This window comes from Streptomyces sp. 3214.6 (assembly GCF_900129855.1).
GTDB classification, from domain to species: Bacteria; Actinomycetota; Actinomycetes; order Streptomycetales; family Streptomycetaceae; genus Streptomyces; species Streptomyces soliscabiei.
Genome location: NZ_LT670819.1, coordinates 8,398,248 through 8,417,473 on the forward strand (window position 1 = coordinate 8,398,248; position 19,226 = coordinate 8,417,473).

The following is a 19,226-nucleotide window of genomic DNA, read 5'->3' on the forward strand; positions in this document are numbered from 1 at the left end:
GGGGGCCTCGATGATTCCCGGAGAGATCCTGTTCGCGGACGAGCCCGTCGTCTACAACGAGGGCCGCGAGGTCACCCGGCTGACCGTTCTCAACGCCGCCGACCGGCCCGTCCAGGTCGGCTCCCACTACCACTTCGCCGAGGCCAACCCGGGCCTGGAATTCGACCGCGCCGCCGCGCGCGGCAAGCGGCTGAACGTCGCCGCCGGCACCGCCGTGCGCTTCGAGCCCGGGATCCCCGTCGACGTCGAACTCGTCCCCCTCGCCGGCGCCCGTGTCGTGCCCGGGCTGCGCGGGGAGACCGGAGGTGCCCTCGATGCCTGAGATCTCGCGTGCCGCCTACGCCGACCTGTTCGGCCCGACGACCGGCGACCGCATCCGGCTCGCCGACACCGACCTGCTGATCGAGATCGAGGAGGATCGTTCCGGCGGTCCCGGCCTCGCCGGTGAGGAGGCGGTCTTCGGCGGCGGCAAGGTCATCCGTGAGTCCATGGGCCAGTCCCGCGCCACGCGCGCCGACGGCACGCCCGACACCGTCATCACGGGCGCGGTCATCGTCGACCACTGGGGTGTGGTGAAGGCCGACGTCGGCATCCGCGACGGGCGGATCACCGGCATCGGCAAGGCCGGCAACCCCGACACGATGGACGGCGTCCACCCGGACCTGGTCATCGGACCCGAGACCGAGGTCATCGCGGGCAACGGACGCATCCTGACGGCCGGCGCGGTCGACGCGCACGTCCACTTCATCTGTCCGCAGATCGCCGACGAGGCGCTGTCCTCTGGTGTCACCACGCTCGTCGGCGGCGGCACCGGGCCGGCCGAGGGCTCGAAGGCCACCACCGTGACCCCCGGCCCCTGGCACCTCGCGCGCATGCTGGAGGCGATGGAGCAGTACCCGTTGAACATCGGGTTCCTCGGCAAGGGCAACACCGTCTCTCAGGAGGCGATGCTGTCGCAGATCCGGGGCGGGGCGCTGGGCCTGAAGCTGCACGAGGACTGGGGGTCGACCCCGGCCGTCATCGACGCCTCGCTGACCGTCGCCGACCGGACCGGCATCCAGGTCGCCATCCACACGGACACCCTCAACGAGGCCGGTTTCGTGGGCGACACCCTCGCCGCGATCGCCGGCCGCGGCATCCACGCGTACCACACCGAGGGCGCGGGCGGCGGACACGCCCCGGACATCATGACCGTCGTCTCGGAGCCGCACGTGCTGCCGAGCTCGACCAACCCGACCCGGCCGTACACGGTGAACACCGCCGAGGAACACCTCGACATGCTGATGGTGTGCCACCACCTCAACGCGGCGGTCCCGGAGGACCTGGCGTTCGCCGAGTCCCGGATCCGGCCGTCCACGATCGGCGCCGAGGACGTCCTGCACGACCTCGGCGCGATCTCGATCATCTCCTCCGACGCGCAGGCCATGGGACGGGTCGGCGAGGTCATCATGCGGACCTGGCAGACGGCCCACATGATGAAGCGGCGCAGGGGTGCGCTGCCCGGCGACGGCCGCGCGGACAACCACCGGGTACGCCGCTACATCGCCAAGTACACGATCAACCCGGCGCTCGCACAGGGGCTGGGCCGCGAGATCGGCTCCGTCGAGGGCGGCAAGCTCGCCGACCTGGTGCTGTGGGAGCCGGCGTTCTTCGGAGTCAAGCCGCACCTCGTCATCAAGGGCGGACAGATCGCGTACGCGCAGATGGGCGACGCCAACGCCTCGATCCCCACCCCGCAGCCGATCCTGCCGCGACCGATGTACGGGGCGATCGGGCGGGCGCCGGCGTCGAACTCGTTCAACTTCGTGGCCCCTCTCGCCATTGAGGACGGGCTGCCGGAACGGCTCCAGCTGGGCAAGAAGTTCGTCGCCATCGACTCCACACGCGCGGTGACCAAGGCGGACATGCGGGAGAACGACGCCCGGCCGCGCGTCCAGGTCGATCCCGACAGCTTCGCCGTGCACATCGACGGAGAGCTCGTCGAGGCGACTCCGGCCGCCGAACTGCCCATGGCCCAGCGGTACTTCCTGTTCTGATGGACACGTCGAGGACAGGTGGTCCGTGATGGGCAGGGCAGCACTTCTGGTCCTGGCCGACGGCCGCTTCCCCGCCGGAGGGCACGCGCACTCCGGCGGGGCGGAGGAGGCCGTCAAGGCCGGGCGGATCACCGACGCGGCGAGCCTGGAGGCCTTCTGCCGGGGACGGCTGCACACGGCGGGACTGGTGGCGGCGGCGCTGGCCGCGGCGGCGGCCGTCGGGGCGGACCCGGCGCAGCTGGACGCGGCGGCGGACGCCCGCACGCCGTCCCCGGCGCTGCGCACGGCCGCACGGCGACTGGGCCGGCAGCTGATGCGGGCCGCCCGCGCGACCTGGCCGAGCGCCGAACTGGACGCCCTGGCACGGGAGTTCCCCAAGGGAGCGCATCAGCCGGTGGTCCTGGGTCTGACCGCGCGGGCGGCCGGCCTGGGGGCGCAGGACGCGGCGTACTGCTCGGTGTACGAGAGCGTGAGCGGGCCGGCGACGGCCGTGGTGCGGTTGCTGAGCCTGGACCCGTTCGAGGCGAGTGCCGTCCTGGCCCGGCTGGCGCCGGAGCTGGACAGGGTGGTCGACCGGGCGGTGTCCGCGGGGGCGGCGGTGGCGGCGGGCGGGGTCGACGCGTTGCCTGCGGCTTCCGCGCCGCTGCTGGAGATCGGGGCGGAGGTGCATGCGGCTTGGCCCGTGCGGTTGTTCGCCTCCTAGGTTTCTCGCCCCCGCCGCCCCTTCCCGTCCCATCCCGGGGGGCCTCGCCCCCCAGATCCCCGTTCGGCCCTGAAGGGGCCTCGTCCTCAAACGCCGGACGGGCTGAAGAGTAGGAGCCGTTGCCATGCATCTTGACCACTCCCCCCACGGGCCCGCAGCCGTCAGTGCCGACGCGCGTCGGTCCGACGGTTCGCGCCGGGCCCTGCGGATCGGGCTCGGTGGGCCCGTCGGGTCCGGCAAGACCGCCACCGTCGCCGCGCTCTGCCGGGAGCTGCGGGACGAGCTCTCCCTCGCCGTCGTCACCAACGACATCTACACCCGCGAGGACGCCGAGTTCCTGCTCCGGGAAGCGGTGTTGCCACCCGAGCGGATCACCGCCGTCGAGACCGGCGCCTGTCCGCACACCGCGATCCGGGACGACATCTCCGCCAACCTGGAGGCCGTGGAGGATCTGGAGGACGCCGTCGGACCACTCGATCTCGTGCTGGTCGAGTCCGGCGGGGACAACCTCACCGCCACCTTCTCCAAGGGGCTCGTCGACGCGCAGATCTTCGTGATCGACGTCGCGGGCGGGGACGACATCCCGCGCAAGGGCGGGCCCGGTGTCACCACCGCCGACCTGCTCGTCGTCAACAAGACCGACCTCGCGCCGTACGTGGGCTCCGACCTCGCCCGGATGGCCGCCGACGCCAAGGCCCAGCGCGCCGAACTTCCCGTCGTCTTCCAGTCGTTGCGCGGCGACAGCGGGGTGAGCGACGTCGCTGTGTGGGTGCGGACGCGGCTCGCCGCCTGGACGGCGTGACATGAGCGGGGTGCACGCCACCGCGCGGATCGGCGCGCGCGGCGACGGACGTGGGGGGACCGCGCTGCCCGTCCTGGAGAGCGACGGGCCGCTCGCCCTGCGGCGCACCCGGGGTACGGACGGTCAAGCGCGGGTCGTGCTCGTCGGGGCGATGAGCGGACCCCTCGGCGGCGACCGCTTCGCCGTCGAGGCGGACGTCGGCAGCGGCGCCCGGCTGCGGGTGGGATCGGCCGCCGCCACCATCGCCCTGCCCGGCCAGACGAAGGACGAAGCCCACTACGACGTACGCCTGAGGGTCGCCGACGACGGTGAACTGCACTGGCTGCCCGAGCAGTTGATCTCGGCCAAGGGCAGCGACCTGTTCGTCGCCACCCGGGTCGACCTCGACGCCGGGGCCCGGCTCGTGCTGCGCGAGGAGCAGGTCCTCGGGCGGGTGGGGGAGGAGCCCGGCCGGCTCACCAGCCGGCTCGTCGTGCGGGTCGCCGGCCGGGTCGTCCTCGATCAGGAACTGGCCTGCGGGCCCGGCGCTCCCGGTGGCTGGGACGGGCCCGCCGTGCTCGCGGGACACCGCGCCCTGGGCCAACTCGTACTAGTCCGGCCCGAGTTCGCCGAGCAGGCGGTGGCGGCCCAGGTCCTCGGGGAGCAGGCCTGTGTCATGCCGCTGACCGGGCCCGCCGCCCTCGTCACCGCTGTGGCGCCCGACGGCCTGCGGCTGCGCCGTGTGCTGGACGAGGCGCTCGCCGCGCTCGACATCCGGTGAGCGGTACGTTCTGCTCCGGTTATCGGATTGGCAAAGAAGGTCAACGACACCTGTTCTCAGGCACCTCACAGCCGAGAGGATCCCTCTGCCGCCATAACTAGGTAGGGAGAGGGCCCACTTGAGGGACATACGACCGACCAAACGGACCGCTGCGCTCGGCTCGGCCGGTGTACTCGTCGCCGCGACGCTGCTCGCCGGCGCCGTCGCGGCGCCCACGGCGAGCGCGACCAGCAGCCGCCCCGGGCAGGACCGTGAGGCGCGCGGCGCCGCGATCGCCGCGGACCGCGCAGCCAAGGCCGGCATCGACTGGCAGGACTGCCCCGCCGACTGGGGCCTGGAGAAGCCGATCCAGTGCGGCTGGGTCACCGTGCCGCTGGACTACGCCAGGCCGAACGGCAAGCAGATCAAGCTGGCCGTCGACCGCATCGGCAACACGGGCACGCCCCAGGAGCGCCAGGGCGCGCTCGTGTACAACCCCGGCGGCCCCGGCGGTTCCGGCCTGCGCTTCCCGCGCCGCGTCACCACCAAGGCCCCCGTGTGGACCAACGTGGCCAAGGCCTACGACTTCGTGGGCTTCGACCCGCGCGGGGTCGGCCACTCCGCGCCCATCTCCTGCATCGACCCGCAGGAGTTCGTCAAGGCGCCCAAGGCCGACCCGGTCCCCGACAGCGCGGCCGACAAGCGCGCCCAGCGCAAGCTCGCCCGTGAGTACGCGGACGGGTGCGCCGAGCGCAGCGGCAAGGCCGTGCTCGCGCAGATGACCACGCCGAACACCGTCCGCGACCTGGACGTCATCCGCGCCGCCCTCGGCGAGAAGAAGCTCAACTACCTGGGCGTCTCCTACGGCACCTACATCGGCGCCGTCTACGGCACCATGTTCCCGGGCCATCTGCGTCGCATGGTCGTCGACAGTGTGGTCAACCCCTCCCGCGAGAAGATCTGGTACGAGGCCAACCTCGACCAGGACGTCGCCTTCGAGGGCCGCTGGAAAGACTGGCAGGACTGGGTCGCGGCCAACGACGCGACCTTCCACCTGGGCACCACCCGCGCCGCCGTCCAGGCCAAGTGGCTTCAGCTGCGCGCCACCGCCAAGAAGAACCCCATCGGCGGGGTCGTCGGCCCGGCCGAGCTGATCTCCTTCTTCCAGAGCGCCCCGTACTACGACTCCTCGTGGGTCCCGGTCGCCACCGTCTTCAGCAAGTACGTCGCCGGGGACACCCAGGCCCTCGTCGACGCCGCTGCCCCGGACCTCACCGACACGGCCGGCAACATCACCTCGGAGAACGGCAACGCCGTCTACACGGCCGTCGAGTGCACCGACGCCAAGTGGCCCACCAGCTGGCAGAAGTGGGACCGGGACAACACGGCGCTCAACAAGAACTACCCGTTCATGACCTGGGCCAACGCCTGGCTGAACCTGCCGTGCGCCACCTGGCCGGTCAAGCAGCAGACCCCGGTGGACGTCAAGACCCACAAGGGCCTGCCGCAGGTGCTGATCGTGCAGTCCACGCGTGACGCGGCCACCCCGTACGACGGCGCCGTCGAACTGCACCAGCGGTTCAAGGGCTCGCGCCTGATCACCGAGAGGGACGCCGGCTCCCACGGTGTGACCGGCCTGGTCAACACCTGCATCAACCCCCGGGTGGACGCCTACCTCCTCACCGGCAAGCTGGACACCGCGGACGTGACCTGCGCGCCGCACGCCACGCCGAAGCCGTAACCACCGGCAGCACGACGGCAACGAGGGGCGGCCGGAGCGACCCGGCCGCCCCTCAAGCATCTTGACGGACCATCAACCCGAGCCGTCGACCCGAGCCGTCGACCCGGGCCGTCGACCCGGGCCGTCAACTCAGCGGCAGCCGACGGAACTTCCGTTCCTTCCGGGGCTTCTCCGGCTTCTGCGTCTTCTCCGCCTTGGCCGCGGCGGCCTCCTCCGCCTTGGCGACGGCCGCGTACTGGTCCACGTACTCCTGCTCGGACAGCGTCAGGATCGCGTACATGATCTCGTCCGTGATCGCGCGCAGCACCGCCTTCTCGTTCTCCATGCCGAGGTAGCGGGAGAAGTCGAGGGGCTTGCCGAAGCGGATCACCACGGGGTGCAGGGTGGGGATCTTCTTGCCGGGAGGCTGTGCCTCGAAGGTGCCGATCATCGCGCAGGGGATCACCGGCGCCTGGGCCTTCAGGGCCATCACCGCGACGCCGACCTTGCCCTTGTAGAGGCGGCCGTCGTGCGAGCGGGTGCCCTCCGGGTAGATGCCCAGCAGTTCGTCCTTGCTCAGGACGCCGAGGCCCTCGCGGATCGCCGCCTGACCGGCCTCCTTGCCCGAACGGTCGACCGGGATCTGTCCGGCGCTGCGGAAGAAGGTCGCCGTCAGCCGGCCCTTGATGCCGGGGCCCGTGAAGTACTCGGCCTTGGCCAGGAAGGTGATACGCCGCTTGAGGACCGCGGGCATCAGGAAGTGGTCCGAGAACGACAGGTGGTTGCCGGCGATGATGGCCGCTCCCGACTCGGGGACATGCTCCAGACCCTCTATGCGGGGACGGAAGAGCAGTTTGAGCAGCGGCCCCAACACCACGTATTTCAGGAGGTAGTAGAACAAGGGAGTCGCTCCTCGGGTCCGGCGGATCGGCTCGTGGCCGTGTTCCAGCAGGTCAACCGGCATGGTGTGGGGTGTCAGTGTAGGGGCAGGCGGCGACGGCCGGAACCGTGCCGATCCAGGTCCGCGGCCCGTCCTCGCCATCACAGCCGTACGACGACCAGGGCCGTGTCGTCGGTCGCGCCGCCGGGCGGCAGCAGCTCCAACAGGACGGCGTCGGCGAGGGTTTCGGGGTCGGCGTCCCGGTGCCTGGCGAGGGCGTCGGCGAGGCGGTTCACGCCGGTGTCGATGTCCTCCCACCGGCGTTCCACCAGCCCGTCGGTGTACAGGGCGAGGGTGGCGCCGTCGTCGTAGGAGGTGCACGCCTGGGGCCGGGGGGTCGGGGTGGGGCGGGCGTCGAGTGGGGGATCGGTGGCCTGGTCGAGGAACTCGACGCGGCCGTCGGCGTGGACGAGCACGGGCGGCGGGTGCCCGGCGCTGCTGTAGGTGATGGTGCGGTGGTCGAAGTCGATGAACGTGGTGACCGCGGTGGCCGACTCGGCGCCGTCCACGACATGCGCGTACCGCCCGAGGACGTTCAGCGCCTCCGCCGGTCCCTCGGCGACCCGGGAGGCCGCGCTGAGCGCGCTGCGCAGCTGACCCATCACCCCGGCGGCCTCCAGACCGTGCCCCACGACGTCGCCCACCGACACGCCGATGCGGTTGCCGCCGACCAGGTCGACCAGGTCGTACCAGTCCCCGCACACGTTGAGCGCGCCCACGGCCGGCCGGTAGCGCACGGCCGCGCGGTGGTGTCCGACCTGACGGCGGGCCGGCAGCATCGCCTCCTGCAGGACCAGGGCCACCTCGCGTTCGCGGGCGTGCGCGCGGCGCAGCCGCTCGTTGAGTTCCTGCAGCTCGCGGGCCCGGGTGTACAGCTCGGCCTCCAGGACGCGGCCCCGGGTGTCCACCTGTGATCCGTGCCCGCCCGACCCGCGCCCGCCGCGGGCCCGGATCAGCTCGGTGACCTCCTCGACCCGGTGCACCAGCAGTACCACCGACCCGTCCGGGCCGTGCACCGGCGCGTTCACCGGGCTCCAGTAGCGCTCCTCCCACTCGCCGGGGCACTCGACCGACTCGACGTCGTAGCGCTGCAGTGCCATGGTGTCCCGCTCGCCGGTGGCCAGCACCCGGCGCAGCGAGGCCTCCAGGTTGTGCATGCCGGTCGCGGCCTGGTCGTTGGGGTTGTCGGGGAACACGTCGAAGAGATGCCGGCCGATCGTCTGCTCGAGCTTGCGGCCCGTCACGCGCAGGTACTCCTCGTTGGCGTCCGCGTACACCAGCTCAGGCGTCAGCAGCGCCACCATGCCCGGCAGGGCCTGGAACACCGCCGCGTAGTCGATCGCCGTGTCGTTCATGGCTCGCGCCCCATCCGCCGATATTGCGCCATTTTCTCATGTGATGTGACGAATGGGGGATTGCGCTCAGACGCCGGGATCCGTGAGCGACTGCTCGGCCCAAATGATCTTCCCTTCGGGGAGGAAGCGGGTGCCCCACCGCTGGGTGACCTGGGAGACCAGCAGCAGCCCGCGGCCGCCCTCGTCGGTGGTACGCGGATGGCGCAGGTGGGGTGCGGTGGCCCCGCCGTCGAAGACCTCGCAGACCAGGGTGCGCTCGCGGATCAGCCGCAGCCGGATCGGCCCGGTGGCGTACCGCATGGCGTTGGTGACCAGCTCGCTGACGACCAGCTCGGTGGTGAACGACAACTCGGCGAGGCCCCACTCCGCCAATCGGCGGCTCGCCGTCTTACGGGCCTGGGCGACCGCCGCCGGGTCGGCGGGCAGCTCCCAGTCGGCGACATGGTCGGCGGCCAGCCGGTGTGTGCGGGCCATCAACAGGGCCACGTCGTCGTGCGGCCGGGCCGGGACGAGTGCGTCGATCACGGCCCGGCAGCGCAGGTCGAGACGGTTCGACGCCCGCTCCAGGGCCAGCCGCAGCCGCTCCCGGTCCGTGTCCAGGGACCAGTCCTCGCCCTGGGCCAGCAGCCCGTCCGTGTGCAGCGCGAGCGTGCTGCCCTCCGGCAGGGTCACCTCGGCCGACTCGAACGGCGGGCCGCCCACGCCGAGCGGCGGCCCCTGGGGCAGGTCGACGAACGTGACGGTGCCGTCGGGCAGGACGACGGCCGGCGCGGGGTGCCCGGCGGCGGCCATCGAGCACCGCCCGTCCACGGGGTCGTAGACGACGTACACGCACGCCGATCCCACGGTCTGCGTCCCCTCGGCCCCCGGCTCCGCCTGCCCCTCTCCCGCCGCCACGCCGTCCTCGTGGTCCATGCGGGTGACCAGGTCGTCCAGGTGCGCGAGGACCTCGTCGGGCGGCAGGTCCAGGGCGGCGAGGGTGCGTACGGCGGTGCGGACGCGGCCCATGGCCGCGGCGGCGTCGATGCCGTGCCCGGGCACCTCGCCGACCACCAGGGCGACCCTGGCCGCCGACAGCGGGATCAGGTCGTACCAGTCCCCGCCGAGGCCGGTCAGCTCGTCGGCCGGCCGGTAGCAGGCGGCCACCTCGACCGCCTCCTGCTCGGGCAGGCGGCGGGGGAGCAGGTTGCGCTGGAGCACCAGGGCCGCGTCGCGCTCGCGGGTGTAGCGGCGGGCGTTGTCCACGCAGACGGCCGCCCGCGAGACGAGGTCCTCGGCGAGGGCCAGGTCGTCCTCGTCGAACGGCTCACGCCGGTGGCCGCGCAGGAACGTGGTCACGCCAAGGGTGGTGCCCCGCGCCCGGACCGGCACCACCAGGACACTGGGCGGCTCGGCCGCGGGGGCCACGGCCGCCCCCCACTCCTCGGTGAGCCGCTCGGCCCGCCAGGGCCGCCCCGTCACCAGACAGCGTGCCGGCGGCGAGTCGACCGGATAGACAACGGCGGGGGCAGCGGCGACGTCCCCGAAACCCTCGCCCTCACCCGTCGCCCGACCCGCCTCGCGCGGGGCGGCGGAGCCTTCGAGGCCGTCCTGCGCCGGAGACGAGTCGGTCCCGTGGGCGACCGTGGGTGTGTCGGTGGCGGCTGTGCGTCGGCCGGCTCTGTGCAGGGTGACGGTGTTCTTCGGGGCGTCCGTCGGTCGCTCCTGGGCGGGCTCCGCGCCGCGCAGGACCGGCTCCAGCAGGTCCACGGTGACGACGTCGGCGAAACCCGGCACGGCCATGTCGGCCAGTTCCTGGGCGGTGGCGCCGATGTCCAGGCTGCGGCCGATGCGCCGGCCGGCCCGGTCCAGCAGTGCCAGCCGCTGCCGGGCGCGGTGGCGCTCGGTCATGTCGACGACCGTGTAGTACACGCCGATGGGATGGCCGTGGTCGTCGTCGAGCCGGGTGAACGACAGCATGTGCGCCGTCTCCCGGTGCGGCGAGGCCCGTACGTGCCCCAGGTGCTCGTACCCGACGACGGGCTCCCCGCTCTGCAGCACCCGCCGCATCTGCGCCTCGATCGCCTCGGAGTCCAGACCCGGCTGGACGTCCGCGAGCCGCAGGCCCAGCCGGTGCTCGGGCGGCCCGCCGCCGAACCGGGCGAGGGCCGCGTTCGACCACACGAAGCGCAGGTCGGTGTCGACGATGGCGATGCCGATCGGCGAGCCGCTCACCATCTTCTCCAGCACGGGTCGGCTCATGCTCCAGCCGGGGGCGTCGCCGCGCTCGTTCAGCAGGACCAGCCAGCGTGTCGGGCCGCCGGGCTCGTCGGCCGAGGTGATCCGGGCCATGACCGGGATCGGCCGGCCGTCTCCGCGGCGGGCCGACAGCAGTCCGGCCCAGCCGCCCTCCCGACGGCACCGTTCGAGGACGTCCGGCACCCGCGCGGCGTCCGCCCGGGTCAGCAGCCCGGCCAGCCCCCTGCCCACCGCGTCGGCCGCCGGATACCCCAGCAGCCGCTCGGCGTCCCTGGTCCAGCCCCTGACCACACCGCCTGCATCGAGCAGGAGGGGGGCGGCATCCGCCACGTCGAACCGCCGACGGGCAACGTCGTCCTCGTCGTGTGTGCCCACGGTCGACCTCTCTGTCGCTGAGAGTGGTCTACCACCTCCTGACTCAATCATCACCCTGCCTGCACGACCGGCGCCGAGCCACCCGGGGACTGCGGGGCCGGTCCGCGGATCCCTCAGGCCTGCCGGGTCAGCACCCGCTCCAACGCCGTCAGCGCCGAGGCGAGTTCCTCTTCGGTGATCGTCAGCGGCGGGGCCAGCCGGATGGTCGAGCCATGGGTGTCCTTGACCAGGACGCCCTCGCCCATCAGGCGCTCGCTCACCTCGCGCCCGGTGCCGAGCGCCGGGTCGACGTCCACGCCCGCCCACAGCCCCCGCGCCCGGAAGCCGACGACGCCCTTGCCGACCAGCCCGGTCAGACCGTCGCGCAGGACCGCCCCCAGCTCGGCCGCCCGGCGCTGGAACTCACCCGTCTCCAGCAGCTCCACCACCGCCGTGCCGACCGCCGCGGCCAGCGGATTCCCGCCGAACGTCGACCCGTGCTCGCCCGGCCGCAGTACCGACAGCACCTCGCGCCGCGCCACCACCGCCGACACCGGCACGATCCCCCCGCCGAGCGCCTTGCCCAGCAGCAGCACGTCGGGGACGACCCCCTCGTGCTCCACGGCCAGCGTGCGCCCGGTGCGCCCGAGCCCCGACTGGATCTCGTCGGCGACGAAGAGACAGTTCGCCCGCCGGGTCAGCTCCCGCACCCCGGCGAGATAGCCGTCGTCGGGGATGAGGACGCCCGCCTCGCCCTGGATCGGCTCGATGAGCACCGCGGCGGTCGTCTCGTCGACGGCCTGCTCCAGCGCGGCCAGGTCGTTGTACGGGACGATCCTGAACCCCGGCGTGAACGGCCCGAAGCCCGCCCGCGCCGTCTCGTCCGTGGAGAAGCTCACGATCGTCGTCGTACGGCCGTGGAAGTTGTCCGCGGCGACCACGATCGTCGCCCGGTCGGCCGGGACGCCCTTCACGTCGTAGGCCCACTTGCGGGCCACCTTGATGCCGGACTCGACCGCCTCCGCGCCCGTGTTCATCGGCAGCACCATGTCCAGACCGGTCAACTCCGCCAGCCGCTCGGCGAATTCGGCGAGGCGGTCGTTGTGGAAGGCGCGGGAGGTGAGGGTCAGCCGGTCCAGCTGACGGTGGGCCGCCTCGATCAGCAGCGGGTGCCGGTGGCCGAAGTTGAGGGCCGAGTAGCCGGCCAGCATGTCGAGGTACCGGCGGCCCTCGACGTCCTCCACCCAGGTGCCCTCGGCGCGCGCGACCACCACGGGCAGGGGATGGTAGTTGTGCGCGAGGACGGGCTGCTCGGCACGGATCAGGTCGGCGGAGGAACGCCCGGAGGCGGCATCGGCGGACTGCGCGGGGACGACGGGTGCGGTCATGAACGGATCTCCTGCGTGCAGCACTTGATGCCACCGCCGGCCTTCAGGAACTCCGAGAGGTCGACGGGGACGGGGACATAGCCGCGCTCGGCGAGCCGGGAGGCGAGGACTTCGGCCTGCGGGGCGATGAAGACATGACGGCCGTCGGAGACCGAGTTCAGGCCCAGCGCCATGGCGTCGTCGCGGGTGGCGAGTACCGCGTCCGGATACAGCCGGGCCAGCACCTCCCGGCTGCCGGCCGAGAACGCCTCCGGGAAGTACGCGATGTTGTCGTCGTCGAGGACGAACAGCGCCGTGTCCAGGTGGTAGAAGTGCGGGTCCACCAGCGTCAGGCTGATCACCGGGTGACCGAAGAACTCCTGCGCCTCCCGGTGCGCCTCCCGGGTCGTGCGGAACCCGGTGCCGGCCAGCACGTACCGGCCCGTCCACACCAGGTCCCCCTCGCCCTCGCAGACGGACTCGGGCCGGTGGACGTCGAAGCCCGCCGCCTTGAACCAGGTGTCGTAGTGCACGGACTCCGGCCGCCGCTGCGGCGCGTGGAATAGGGCCCCGAAGACCCGGCCCGCCACGACGACCGCCGAGTTCGCGGCGAAGACCATGTCGGGGAGACCGGGAGCCGGCTCCACGACGTCCACGGTGTGGCCGTGGGCCCGATAGGCGCTGATCAGCGTCTGCCACTGGGCCTGGGCCAGATCGACGTCCACGGGGGTGTCGGGACGCATCCAGGGGTTGATCGCGTACTGCACGGCGAAGTGTCTGGGTTCACAGACGAGAAAGCGCCGGGGGCGCTGCACACGGTCGTCGGTCACACTCTCGGGCACAGAGGGTTCCTCCGCTTTTCCTGCGGTGTCGACTGAGGGTTGACACCAAGGTAGGAACTGACGGGGACGCACGACAAGGAATGAGCATTGCGTGTCTGCGCAGGAACGCTGCGTGGTGAGGCCGGTCTACGCAGGTTCGCTGCGTCTTCGCAGGTTTATTCGGGAGCGTGCTGGGTCGCGCCCGCCTCCGGGCTCTCCGGGAGCAGATGCGACAGCACCATCACGCTGATCGTCTTCCGGATGAACGGCTCGGCCCGGATGCGCTCCAGCACGTTCTCGAAGTGCTCCACGTCCCGCGCCCGCACATGCAGCAGTGCGTCCGCCCCACCCGTCACCGTCATCGCCGCAGTGATCTCCGGATGGTTGCGCACCACCTCCGCCAGCCGCCTCGGCGGGGCGGCCCCCTCGCAGTACACCTCCACGTACGCCTCCGTGCGCCAGCCCAGCGCCGACGGCTGCACGGTCGCCGTGAACCCGGTGATCACCCCGGTGTCCCGCAGCCGGTCCACCCGGCGCTTGACCGCCGTCGCGGACAGGCCGATCGCCGTGCCGATCTCGGCGAAGCTCGACCTGGCGTTCGCCATCAGAGCCGTGATGATCTTCCGGTCGAGATCGTCGAAAGGGGCGGGCGCGCTGTTCATGCGGGCACTGTATCCAGGGCGTACGTCCACACCCCGGTACATGTCCAGCGGTGCGGTTCGCCCCTACACTCCACCTTCATGCTGCGCGCCCTCGCCGTCGACGACGAACGCCCCTCGCTGGAGGAACTGCTGTACCTGCTCACCGCCGATCCCCGGATCGGCAGTGTGGAGGGCGCCGGCGACGCGACCGAGGCGCTGCGCCGCATCAACCGCGCCCTGGAATCCGGCCCGCACGGCCCGGAGGCCATCGACGTCGTCTTCCTCGACATCCAGATGCCCGGCCTCGACGGCCTCGACCTGGCGCGTCTCCTCACCGGCTTCGCGCGGCCCCCGCTGGTCGTCTTCGTCACCGCCCACGAGGACTTCGCCGTCCAGGCCTTCGACCTCAAGGCCGTCGACTACGTCCTCAAACCCGTCCGCAAGGAACGCCTCGCCGAGGCCGTGCGCCGGGCCGCCGAACTGCGCGGTGCCGCCGCCCCGCGCATCCCCGTGCACGAGCCCGACCCGGACCACATACCCGTCGAGCTCGGCGGCGTGACCCGCTTCGTCGCCGTCGACGACATCACCCACGTCGAGGCGCAGGGCGACTACGCCCGCCTGCACACCGACCGCGGCAGCCACCTGGTCCGCATCCCCCTGTCCACCCTGGAGGAGCGCTGGCGCGCCCGCGGCTTCGTCCGCATCCACCGCCGCCACCTCGTCGCCCTGCGCCACATCGGCGAACTCCGGCTGGACGCGGGCACGGTGAGCGTCCTGGTCGGCGGCGAGGAACTCCAGGTCAGCCGACGCCACGCCCGCGAACTGCGGGACCTGCTGATGAGGAGGACTTAAGCCGTGCCCCAGGACCCCGTCGAACGGCGCGTCGTCGTCACCGGACCGCCGCGCCGCACCCGGCGCTCCTTCGGCTACTACCGCCCGCGCACCGAGATCGACGAGCAGACCACCCTCGGGCACACCTACGTCCGTTCCCTCATGCGCTCCCAACTGCGCGCCGCCCTCACGGTGTTCGCCGTCCTCATGCTGCTCGTCAGCCCGCTGCCCCTCCTCTTCGCGGCGATGCCCGACGCCCACCGCCTGCAGTGGGCGGTCCTCGGCTTCTGCCTCTACGCCCCGCTCGTCCTGCTCGCCCGCTGGTACGTGCGCCGCGCCGAACGCAACGAACGGGACTTCATCCGGCTGGTCGAGGACAAGTGAAGGCCGCACCGCGATGAACTCGACGTTCGCCGTTCCCGCCGTCGCCCTGGTCGTCGTGGCCACCGTCCTCGTCGGCGCCTTCGGGCTGCGCATCTCCCGCACCACCTCCGACTTCTACGTCGCCTCCCGTACCGTCGGCCCCCGCCTCAACGCGGCCGCCATCAGCGGCGAGTACCTCTCCGCCGCCTCCTTCCTCGGCATCGCGGGACTGGTCCTCGTCCAGGGCCCGGACATGCTCTGGTACCCCGTCGGCTACACCGCCGGCTACCTGGTCCTGCTTCTCTTCGTCGCCGCCCCGCTGCGCCGCTCCGGCGCCTACACCCTCCCCGACTTCGCCGAGGCCCGCCTCGCCTCCCGGCCGGCCCGCCGGCTCGCGGGCGCCTTCGTCGTCGGCGTGGGCTGGCTCTATCTGCTGCCCCAACTCCAGGGCGCCGGGCTGACGTTGACCGTTCTCACCGGCGCCCCCGACTCGCTGGGCGGGCTGATCGTCGCGGTCGTCGTCACCGCGACCGTCGCCGCGGGCGGCATGCGCAGCATCACCTTCGTGCAGGCCTTCCAGTACTGGCTCAAGCTCACCGCGCTCCTCGTCCCCGCCCTCTTCCTGACCCTGGCCTGGCAGGGCGACGGCGCGCCCCGCGGCGCCTTCGAGGAGCCGGCCACCTTCCGTGACCAGCGTGTCGTCCGCGTCGACGACACCCTCGACCTCAAGCTGGCGAGCCCCCTCACCGTGACGGTGGACGGCACGGTCGACGGCCGCCCGCACGACGACGCCGTACTGCGCCTTCCCGCCGGCATCCACCACATCGAGCGCGGCGCCCGCCTCACCTTCGCCGCGGGTACCGCCGTCCCCACCGCCGAACGCGGCAGCAACGGAGGGATGTCCACCTCCCTCGCCGCCGGCCGCGAGGAACGCCCCCTGTACGCGACCTACGGACTGATCCTCGCCACGTTCCTCGGCACCATGGGCCTGCCGCACGTCGTCGTCCGCTTCTACACCAGCCCGCACGGGGTCGCCGCCCGCCGCACCACGGTCGCCGTCCTCGCCCTGATCGGCGCCTTCTACCTCCTGCCGCCCCTCTACGGCGCCCTGGGCCGCCTCTACGCCCCCGAACTCGCCCTCAGCGGCGACGCCGACGCGGCCGTCCTGCTGCTGCCCGACCGGGTCATCGGCGGCCTCGGCGGCGACCTGCTGGGCGCGCTGGTCGCCGGCGGCGCCTTCGCTGCGTTCCTGTCCACGGCGTCCGGGCTGACGATGGCCGTGGCGGGGGTGCTCGCACAGGACGTCCTGCCGACCCGCGGCGTACGGCACTTCCGGCTCGGCACCGGGCTCGCCATGGCCGTACCGCTCGCCGCGAGTCTGCTGGTGGGCGGGCTGCCGGTGGCCGACGCGGTGGGGCTGGCCTTCGCCGTGTCGGCGTCCTCCTTCTGCCCGCTCCTCGTCCTAGGCATCTGGTGGCGCCGGCTGACCCCGCCGGGCGCTGCCGCCGGGATGCTGGTGGGCGGCGGGTCGGCGTTCCTCGCCGTCGCCGCGACCATGGCCGGCTTCCCCGGCACGGGCGGCCTGCACGCGCTGCTCGCCTGGCCCGCGCTGTGGTCCGTCCCCCTGGGCTTCCTCACCATGATCCTGGTGTCCCTGGCCACCCCCGGCCGCGTCCCCGCCGGCACGGCGGCGATCCTCGCCCGCTTCCACCTGCCCGAGGAACTGCGCACGGAGGAGCTACGGGCGGCGGAGACGAAGGCCGCGGAGCCAACGGCATGAGCGGCTTCCTCGCGGGCGTCTGCATCGCCATCCTCCCCTTCCTCGCCGCGGGCTTCTGGCTGGGCCGCCGCACCGCACGCCCGGAAAGCCTGGGCGGGCTGGGCACCCCCGTCGAGCACGCCACCTTCCAGACCCTGCACACCGCCTCCCTCGCCGCACCCCCGCTGCGGGCCGGCCTCACGGAGGAGACGGCCCGCAGATCGGCCCGCAGACTGCGCACCCTGCTCGGCACGGACGCCCTGTGCCTGACCGACGAGAAGGAGGTGCTGACCTGGGACGGAGTGGGCGCACACCATCGCGCCGAGATCATGGAGCGGCTCGTCGGCCCCCTGGAGAGCGGCCGCGGCGAGGCCTTCCGCCTGACCTGTGAGCACCCCGACTGTCCCGTCCGCTGGGCCGTCGTCGCCCCGCTCACCGTCGACGACCGGGTGCACGGCGCCCTGGTGGCCTGCGCGCCCCGCGAGTCCGCCGTCCTGGTGCGGGCGGCCGGCGAGGTGGCCCGCTGGGTGAGCGTCCAGCTGGAGCTGGCGGACCTCGACCAGTCCCGTACGAAGCTGATCGAGGCCGAGATCAAGGCCCTGCGTGCCCAGATCTCCCCGCACTTCATCTTCAACTCGCTCGCTGTGATCGCGAGTTTCGTGCGCACCGACCCCGAACGCGCCCGCGAACTGCTCCTGGAGTTCGCCGACTTCACCCGCTACTCGTTCCGCAGGCACGGCGACTTCACCACCCTCGCCGACGAACTCCACGCCATCGACCACTATCTGGCCCTGGTCCGGGCGCGCTTCGGCGACCGCCTCGCCGTCACCCTCCAGATAGCGCCCGAGGTCCTCCCCGTGGCGCTGCCCTTCCTCTGTCTCCAGCCGCTCGTGGAGAACGCCGTCAAGCACGGCCTGGAGGGCAAGACCGGCACCTGCCACATCCAGATCACCGCACAGGACGCCGGCGCCGAGGCCCTGGTCGTCATCGAGGACGACGGCGCCGGCATGGACCCGGTCGCGCTGCGCCGCATCCTGGCCGGCGAGGTGAGCCCGTCCGGCGGCATCGGCCTGTCCAACGTCGACGACCGGCTCCGCCAGGTCTACGGCGACGACCACGGCCTGGTCATCGAGACCGCCCTCGGAGCGGGCATGAAGATCACCGCCCGGCTTCCGAAGTACCAGCCGGGCGTGCACTCGGCGGCCCGGCTCACCCCCAGGTGATCAGCTCGTCCTGGTCACCACCATGGCGAGCGTGATCAGCCCCAGCACGACCCAGCCGAACCACAGCCAGCCGTTGCTGCCGAGCGCCACCGTGTAGGCGGTCACCATGACGAGCCCGCCGACGGTGAGCGCCCCCATGGTCTTCGTGGAACTGTCCGTGGTACCGGCCATCGCGACACCCTCCTCAGGGCCGCCCTCGGCAGGGCGGGTCCCCCTCCATGGTGCCCCGGGTTCAGCGCCCGCGTGCCTGGAGCGACGCAAGATAGGCGTTGTACGCCTCCAGCTCCTGGTCCCCGTCGCGGTCGGCGGCCCGGTCCTTGCGCTTGGCCTGCCGCTGCTCGGAGCCGTACCACTGGAACAGCAGGGCGATCAGCACCAGCACGGACGGGATCTCGCTGAACGCCCAGGCGATGCCGCCGGCCGCGTTCTGGTCGGACAGCGCGTCGATGCCCAGCGAGGCGGGCGGGTTCTTGAACGTCTCGACCATCGGCTGCGAGGCCATCATCAACGCGATGCCGAAGAACGCGTGGAACGGCATGCCCGCGAACAGCTCCAGCATCCGCATCAGATAGCCCGGCCGGTTCGGGCCCGGGTCCACGCCGATGATCGGCCAGAAGAACACCACGCCGACGGCGAGGAAGTGCACCATCATCGCGACGTGTCCGGTCTTGGAGCCCATCAGGAAGTCGAACAGCGGCGTGAAGTACAGCGCGTAGAGACTCGCGATGAACAGCGGGATGGTGAACGCGGGATGCGTGATGATCCGCATGTAGCGGCTGTGCAGCAGCATCAGCAGCAGCTCGCGCGGCCCCTTGCGGCCCCGGCCGGCGGCCGGCAGCGCGCGCAGCGCGAGCGTCATGGGCGCGCCCAGCAGGATCAGGATCGGCGACAGCATGCTGATCACCATGTGCTGCACCATGTGCACGCTGAACATGACCATCCCGTAGTCGTTCAGCCGGGTGCACATCACGAGCCCGACGGTCAGCACACCTACGACGAACGACACGGTCCGCCCCACCGACCAGGCGTCCCCGCGCCTGCGCAGCCGCACGACCCCCCAGCCGTACAGTCCGAGCCCCACCAGGCAGGCGACGAGGAAGAACGGGTCCGCCGACCACTGAAGACCCCGCCCCAGCGTGAACGGCGGCAGATCCATGGTCATGCCGTGCCCGCTGTGATCCATCCGCCGGCTCCTGATTCGTGGGGGGTTGTACGTTTCCTGCCGCACACCAGAGTAGAGAAGCCCCCGGCGGCCTCCGGCACCGGGGCAGCTCACTCGGGCGGTTCACTCGGGCGGTCCCGACTCGGAGGCGTTCACCGGGGGGAGGCTTGTG

Annotated in this window: 18 protein-coding genes; 10 read left to right on the top strand and 8 right to left on the bottom strand. The window is 72.2% G+C overall.

Translation table 11 applies throughout. The features are described from left to right. Nucleotides 1–10: 10 nt before the first annotated feature. From B5557_RS38015 to B5557_RS38040, 6 genes are all read left to right on the top strand, one after another. Entirely contained in the window at nt 11–322 is a 312-nt protein-coding gene (locus B5557_RS38015) for an urease subunit beta (RefSeq protein WP_079663744.1), read from the top strand. Beyond that, entirely contained in the window at nt 315–2,036 is a 1,722-nt protein-coding gene (locus B5557_RS38020) for an urease subunit alpha (protein ID WP_079663745.1), read from the top strand. Before B5557_RS38015 ends, B5557_RS38020 begins: the two co-directional genes overlap by 8 nt. Nucleotides 2,037–2,064: 28 nt before the next feature. After that, nucleotides 2,065–2,739: an urease accessory protein UreF gene (locus B5557_RS38025; protein ID WP_079663746.1), complete on the top strand. Its 675-nt coding sequence runs from the start codon at nt 2,065–2,067 to the stop codon at nt 2,737–2,739. Nucleotides 2,740–2,863: 124 nt separating this feature from the next. Further along, the gene (ureG, locus tag B5557_RS38030; RefSeq protein WP_079663747.1) at nt 2,864–3,541 is read left to right on the top strand and encodes an urease accessory protein UreG; all 678 of its coding nucleotides are present in this window, start codon (nt 2,864–2,866) and stop codon (nt 3,539–3,541) included. Between the two features lies 1 nt (nt 3,542). Further along, on the top strand, nt 3,543–4,301 hold the full coding sequence (locus B5557_RS38035; RefSeq protein WP_079663748.1) for an urease accessory protein UreD: 759 nt from the start codon (nt 3,543–3,545) through the stop codon (nt 4,299–4,301). A 118-nt stretch (nt 4,302–4,419) separates the two neighbouring features. Then, nucleotides 4,420–6,021, top strand: a complete 1,602-nt coding sequence (locus tag B5557_RS38040; RefSeq protein WP_079663749.1) for an alpha/beta hydrolase — start codon at nt 4,420–4,422, stop codon at nt 6,019–6,021. Nucleotides 6,022–6,145: 124 nt separating this feature from the next. Here B5557_RS38040 and B5557_RS38045 read toward each other — a convergent pair whose 3' ends face one another. The 6 genes from B5557_RS38045 to B5557_RS38070 form a co-directional block, all read right to left on the bottom strand. Further along, nucleotides 6,146–6,901, bottom strand: coding sequence for a lysophospholipid acyltransferase family protein (locus B5557_RS38045; protein ID WP_079663750.1), 756 nt, complete (start codon nt 6,899–6,901; stop codon nt 6,146–6,148). Between the two features lie 140 nt (nt 6,902–7,041). Continuing rightward, entirely contained in the window at nt 7,042–8,295 is a 1,254-nt protein-coding gene (locus B5557_RS38050; RefSeq protein ID WP_079663751.1) for a PP2C family protein-serine/threonine phosphatase, read from the bottom strand. Nucleotides 8,296–8,361: 66 nt separating this feature from the next. After that, entirely contained in the window at nt 8,362–10,908 is a 2,547-nt protein-coding gene (locus B5557_RS38055) for a SpoIIE family protein phosphatase (RefSeq protein ID WP_079663752.1), read from the bottom strand. Between the two features lie 113 nt (nt 10,909–11,021). Continuing rightward, complete coding sequence (rocD, locus tag B5557_RS38060; RefSeq protein WP_079663753.1) at nt 11,022–12,275, bottom strand: ornithine--oxo-acid transaminase; 1,254 nt, start codon at nt 12,273–12,275, stop codon at nt 11,022–11,024. Further along, nucleotides 12,272–13,084: a dimethylargininase gene (gene ddaH, locus B5557_RS38065; protein ID WP_079665216.1), complete on the bottom strand. Its 813-nt coding sequence runs from the start codon at nt 13,082–13,084 to the stop codon at nt 12,272–12,274. Before ddaH ends, rocD begins: the two co-directional genes overlap by 4 nt. Nucleotides 13,085–13,251: 167 nt before the next feature. Continuing rightward, the gene (locus tag B5557_RS38070; protein ID WP_079663754.1) at nt 13,252–13,737 is read right to left on the bottom strand and encodes an Lrp/AsnC family transcriptional regulator; all 486 of its coding nucleotides are present in this window, start codon (nt 13,735–13,737) and stop codon (nt 13,252–13,254) included. Between the two features lie 78 nt (nt 13,738–13,815). Here B5557_RS38070 and B5557_RS38075 point away from each other — a divergent pair, with 78 nt between their 5' ends. The 4 genes from B5557_RS38075 to B5557_RS38090 are packed head-to-tail and all read left to right on the top strand — an operon-like array spanning nt 13,816 to nt 17,892. Next, nucleotides 13,816–14,568, top strand: coding sequence for a LytR/AlgR family response regulator transcription factor (locus B5557_RS38075; RefSeq protein WP_079663755.1), 753 nt, complete (start codon nt 13,816–13,818; stop codon nt 14,566–14,568). 3 nt (nt 14,569–14,571) lie between these two features. Continuing rightward, complete coding sequence (locus B5557_RS38080) at nt 14,572–14,931, top strand: hypothetical protein (RefSeq protein WP_079663756.1); 360 nt, start codon at nt 14,572–14,574, stop codon at nt 14,929–14,931. Between the two features lie 13 nt (nt 14,932–14,944). Further along, entirely contained in the window at nt 14,945–16,690 is a 1,746-nt protein-coding gene (locus B5557_RS38085) for a sodium/solute symporter (RefSeq protein WP_079663757.1), read from the top strand. Further along, nucleotides 16,687–17,892 (top strand): sensor histidine kinase, encoded by a 1,206-nt coding sequence (locus B5557_RS38090; protein WP_079663758.1) that lies wholly within the window; start codon nt 16,687–16,689, stop codon nt 17,890–17,892. Before B5557_RS38085 ends, B5557_RS38090 begins: the two co-directional genes overlap by 4 nt. Here the strand turns inward: B5557_RS38090 and B5557_RS44365 are convergent, their stop codons facing one another. Next, on the bottom strand, nt 17,893–18,063 hold the full coding sequence (locus tag B5557_RS44365; RefSeq protein WP_107472669.1) for a hypothetical protein: 171 nt from the start codon (nt 18,061–18,063) through the stop codon (nt 17,893–17,895). It abuts the gene before it with no gap. A 61-nt stretch (nt 18,064–18,124) separates the two neighbouring features. Next, a complete protein-coding gene (locus B5557_RS38095) occupies nt 18,125–19,075 on the bottom strand; it encodes a cytochrome c oxidase assembly protein (protein ID WP_079663759.1) in 951 nt (316 codons plus the stop codon). Nucleotides 19,076–19,226 lie beyond the last annotated feature (151 nt).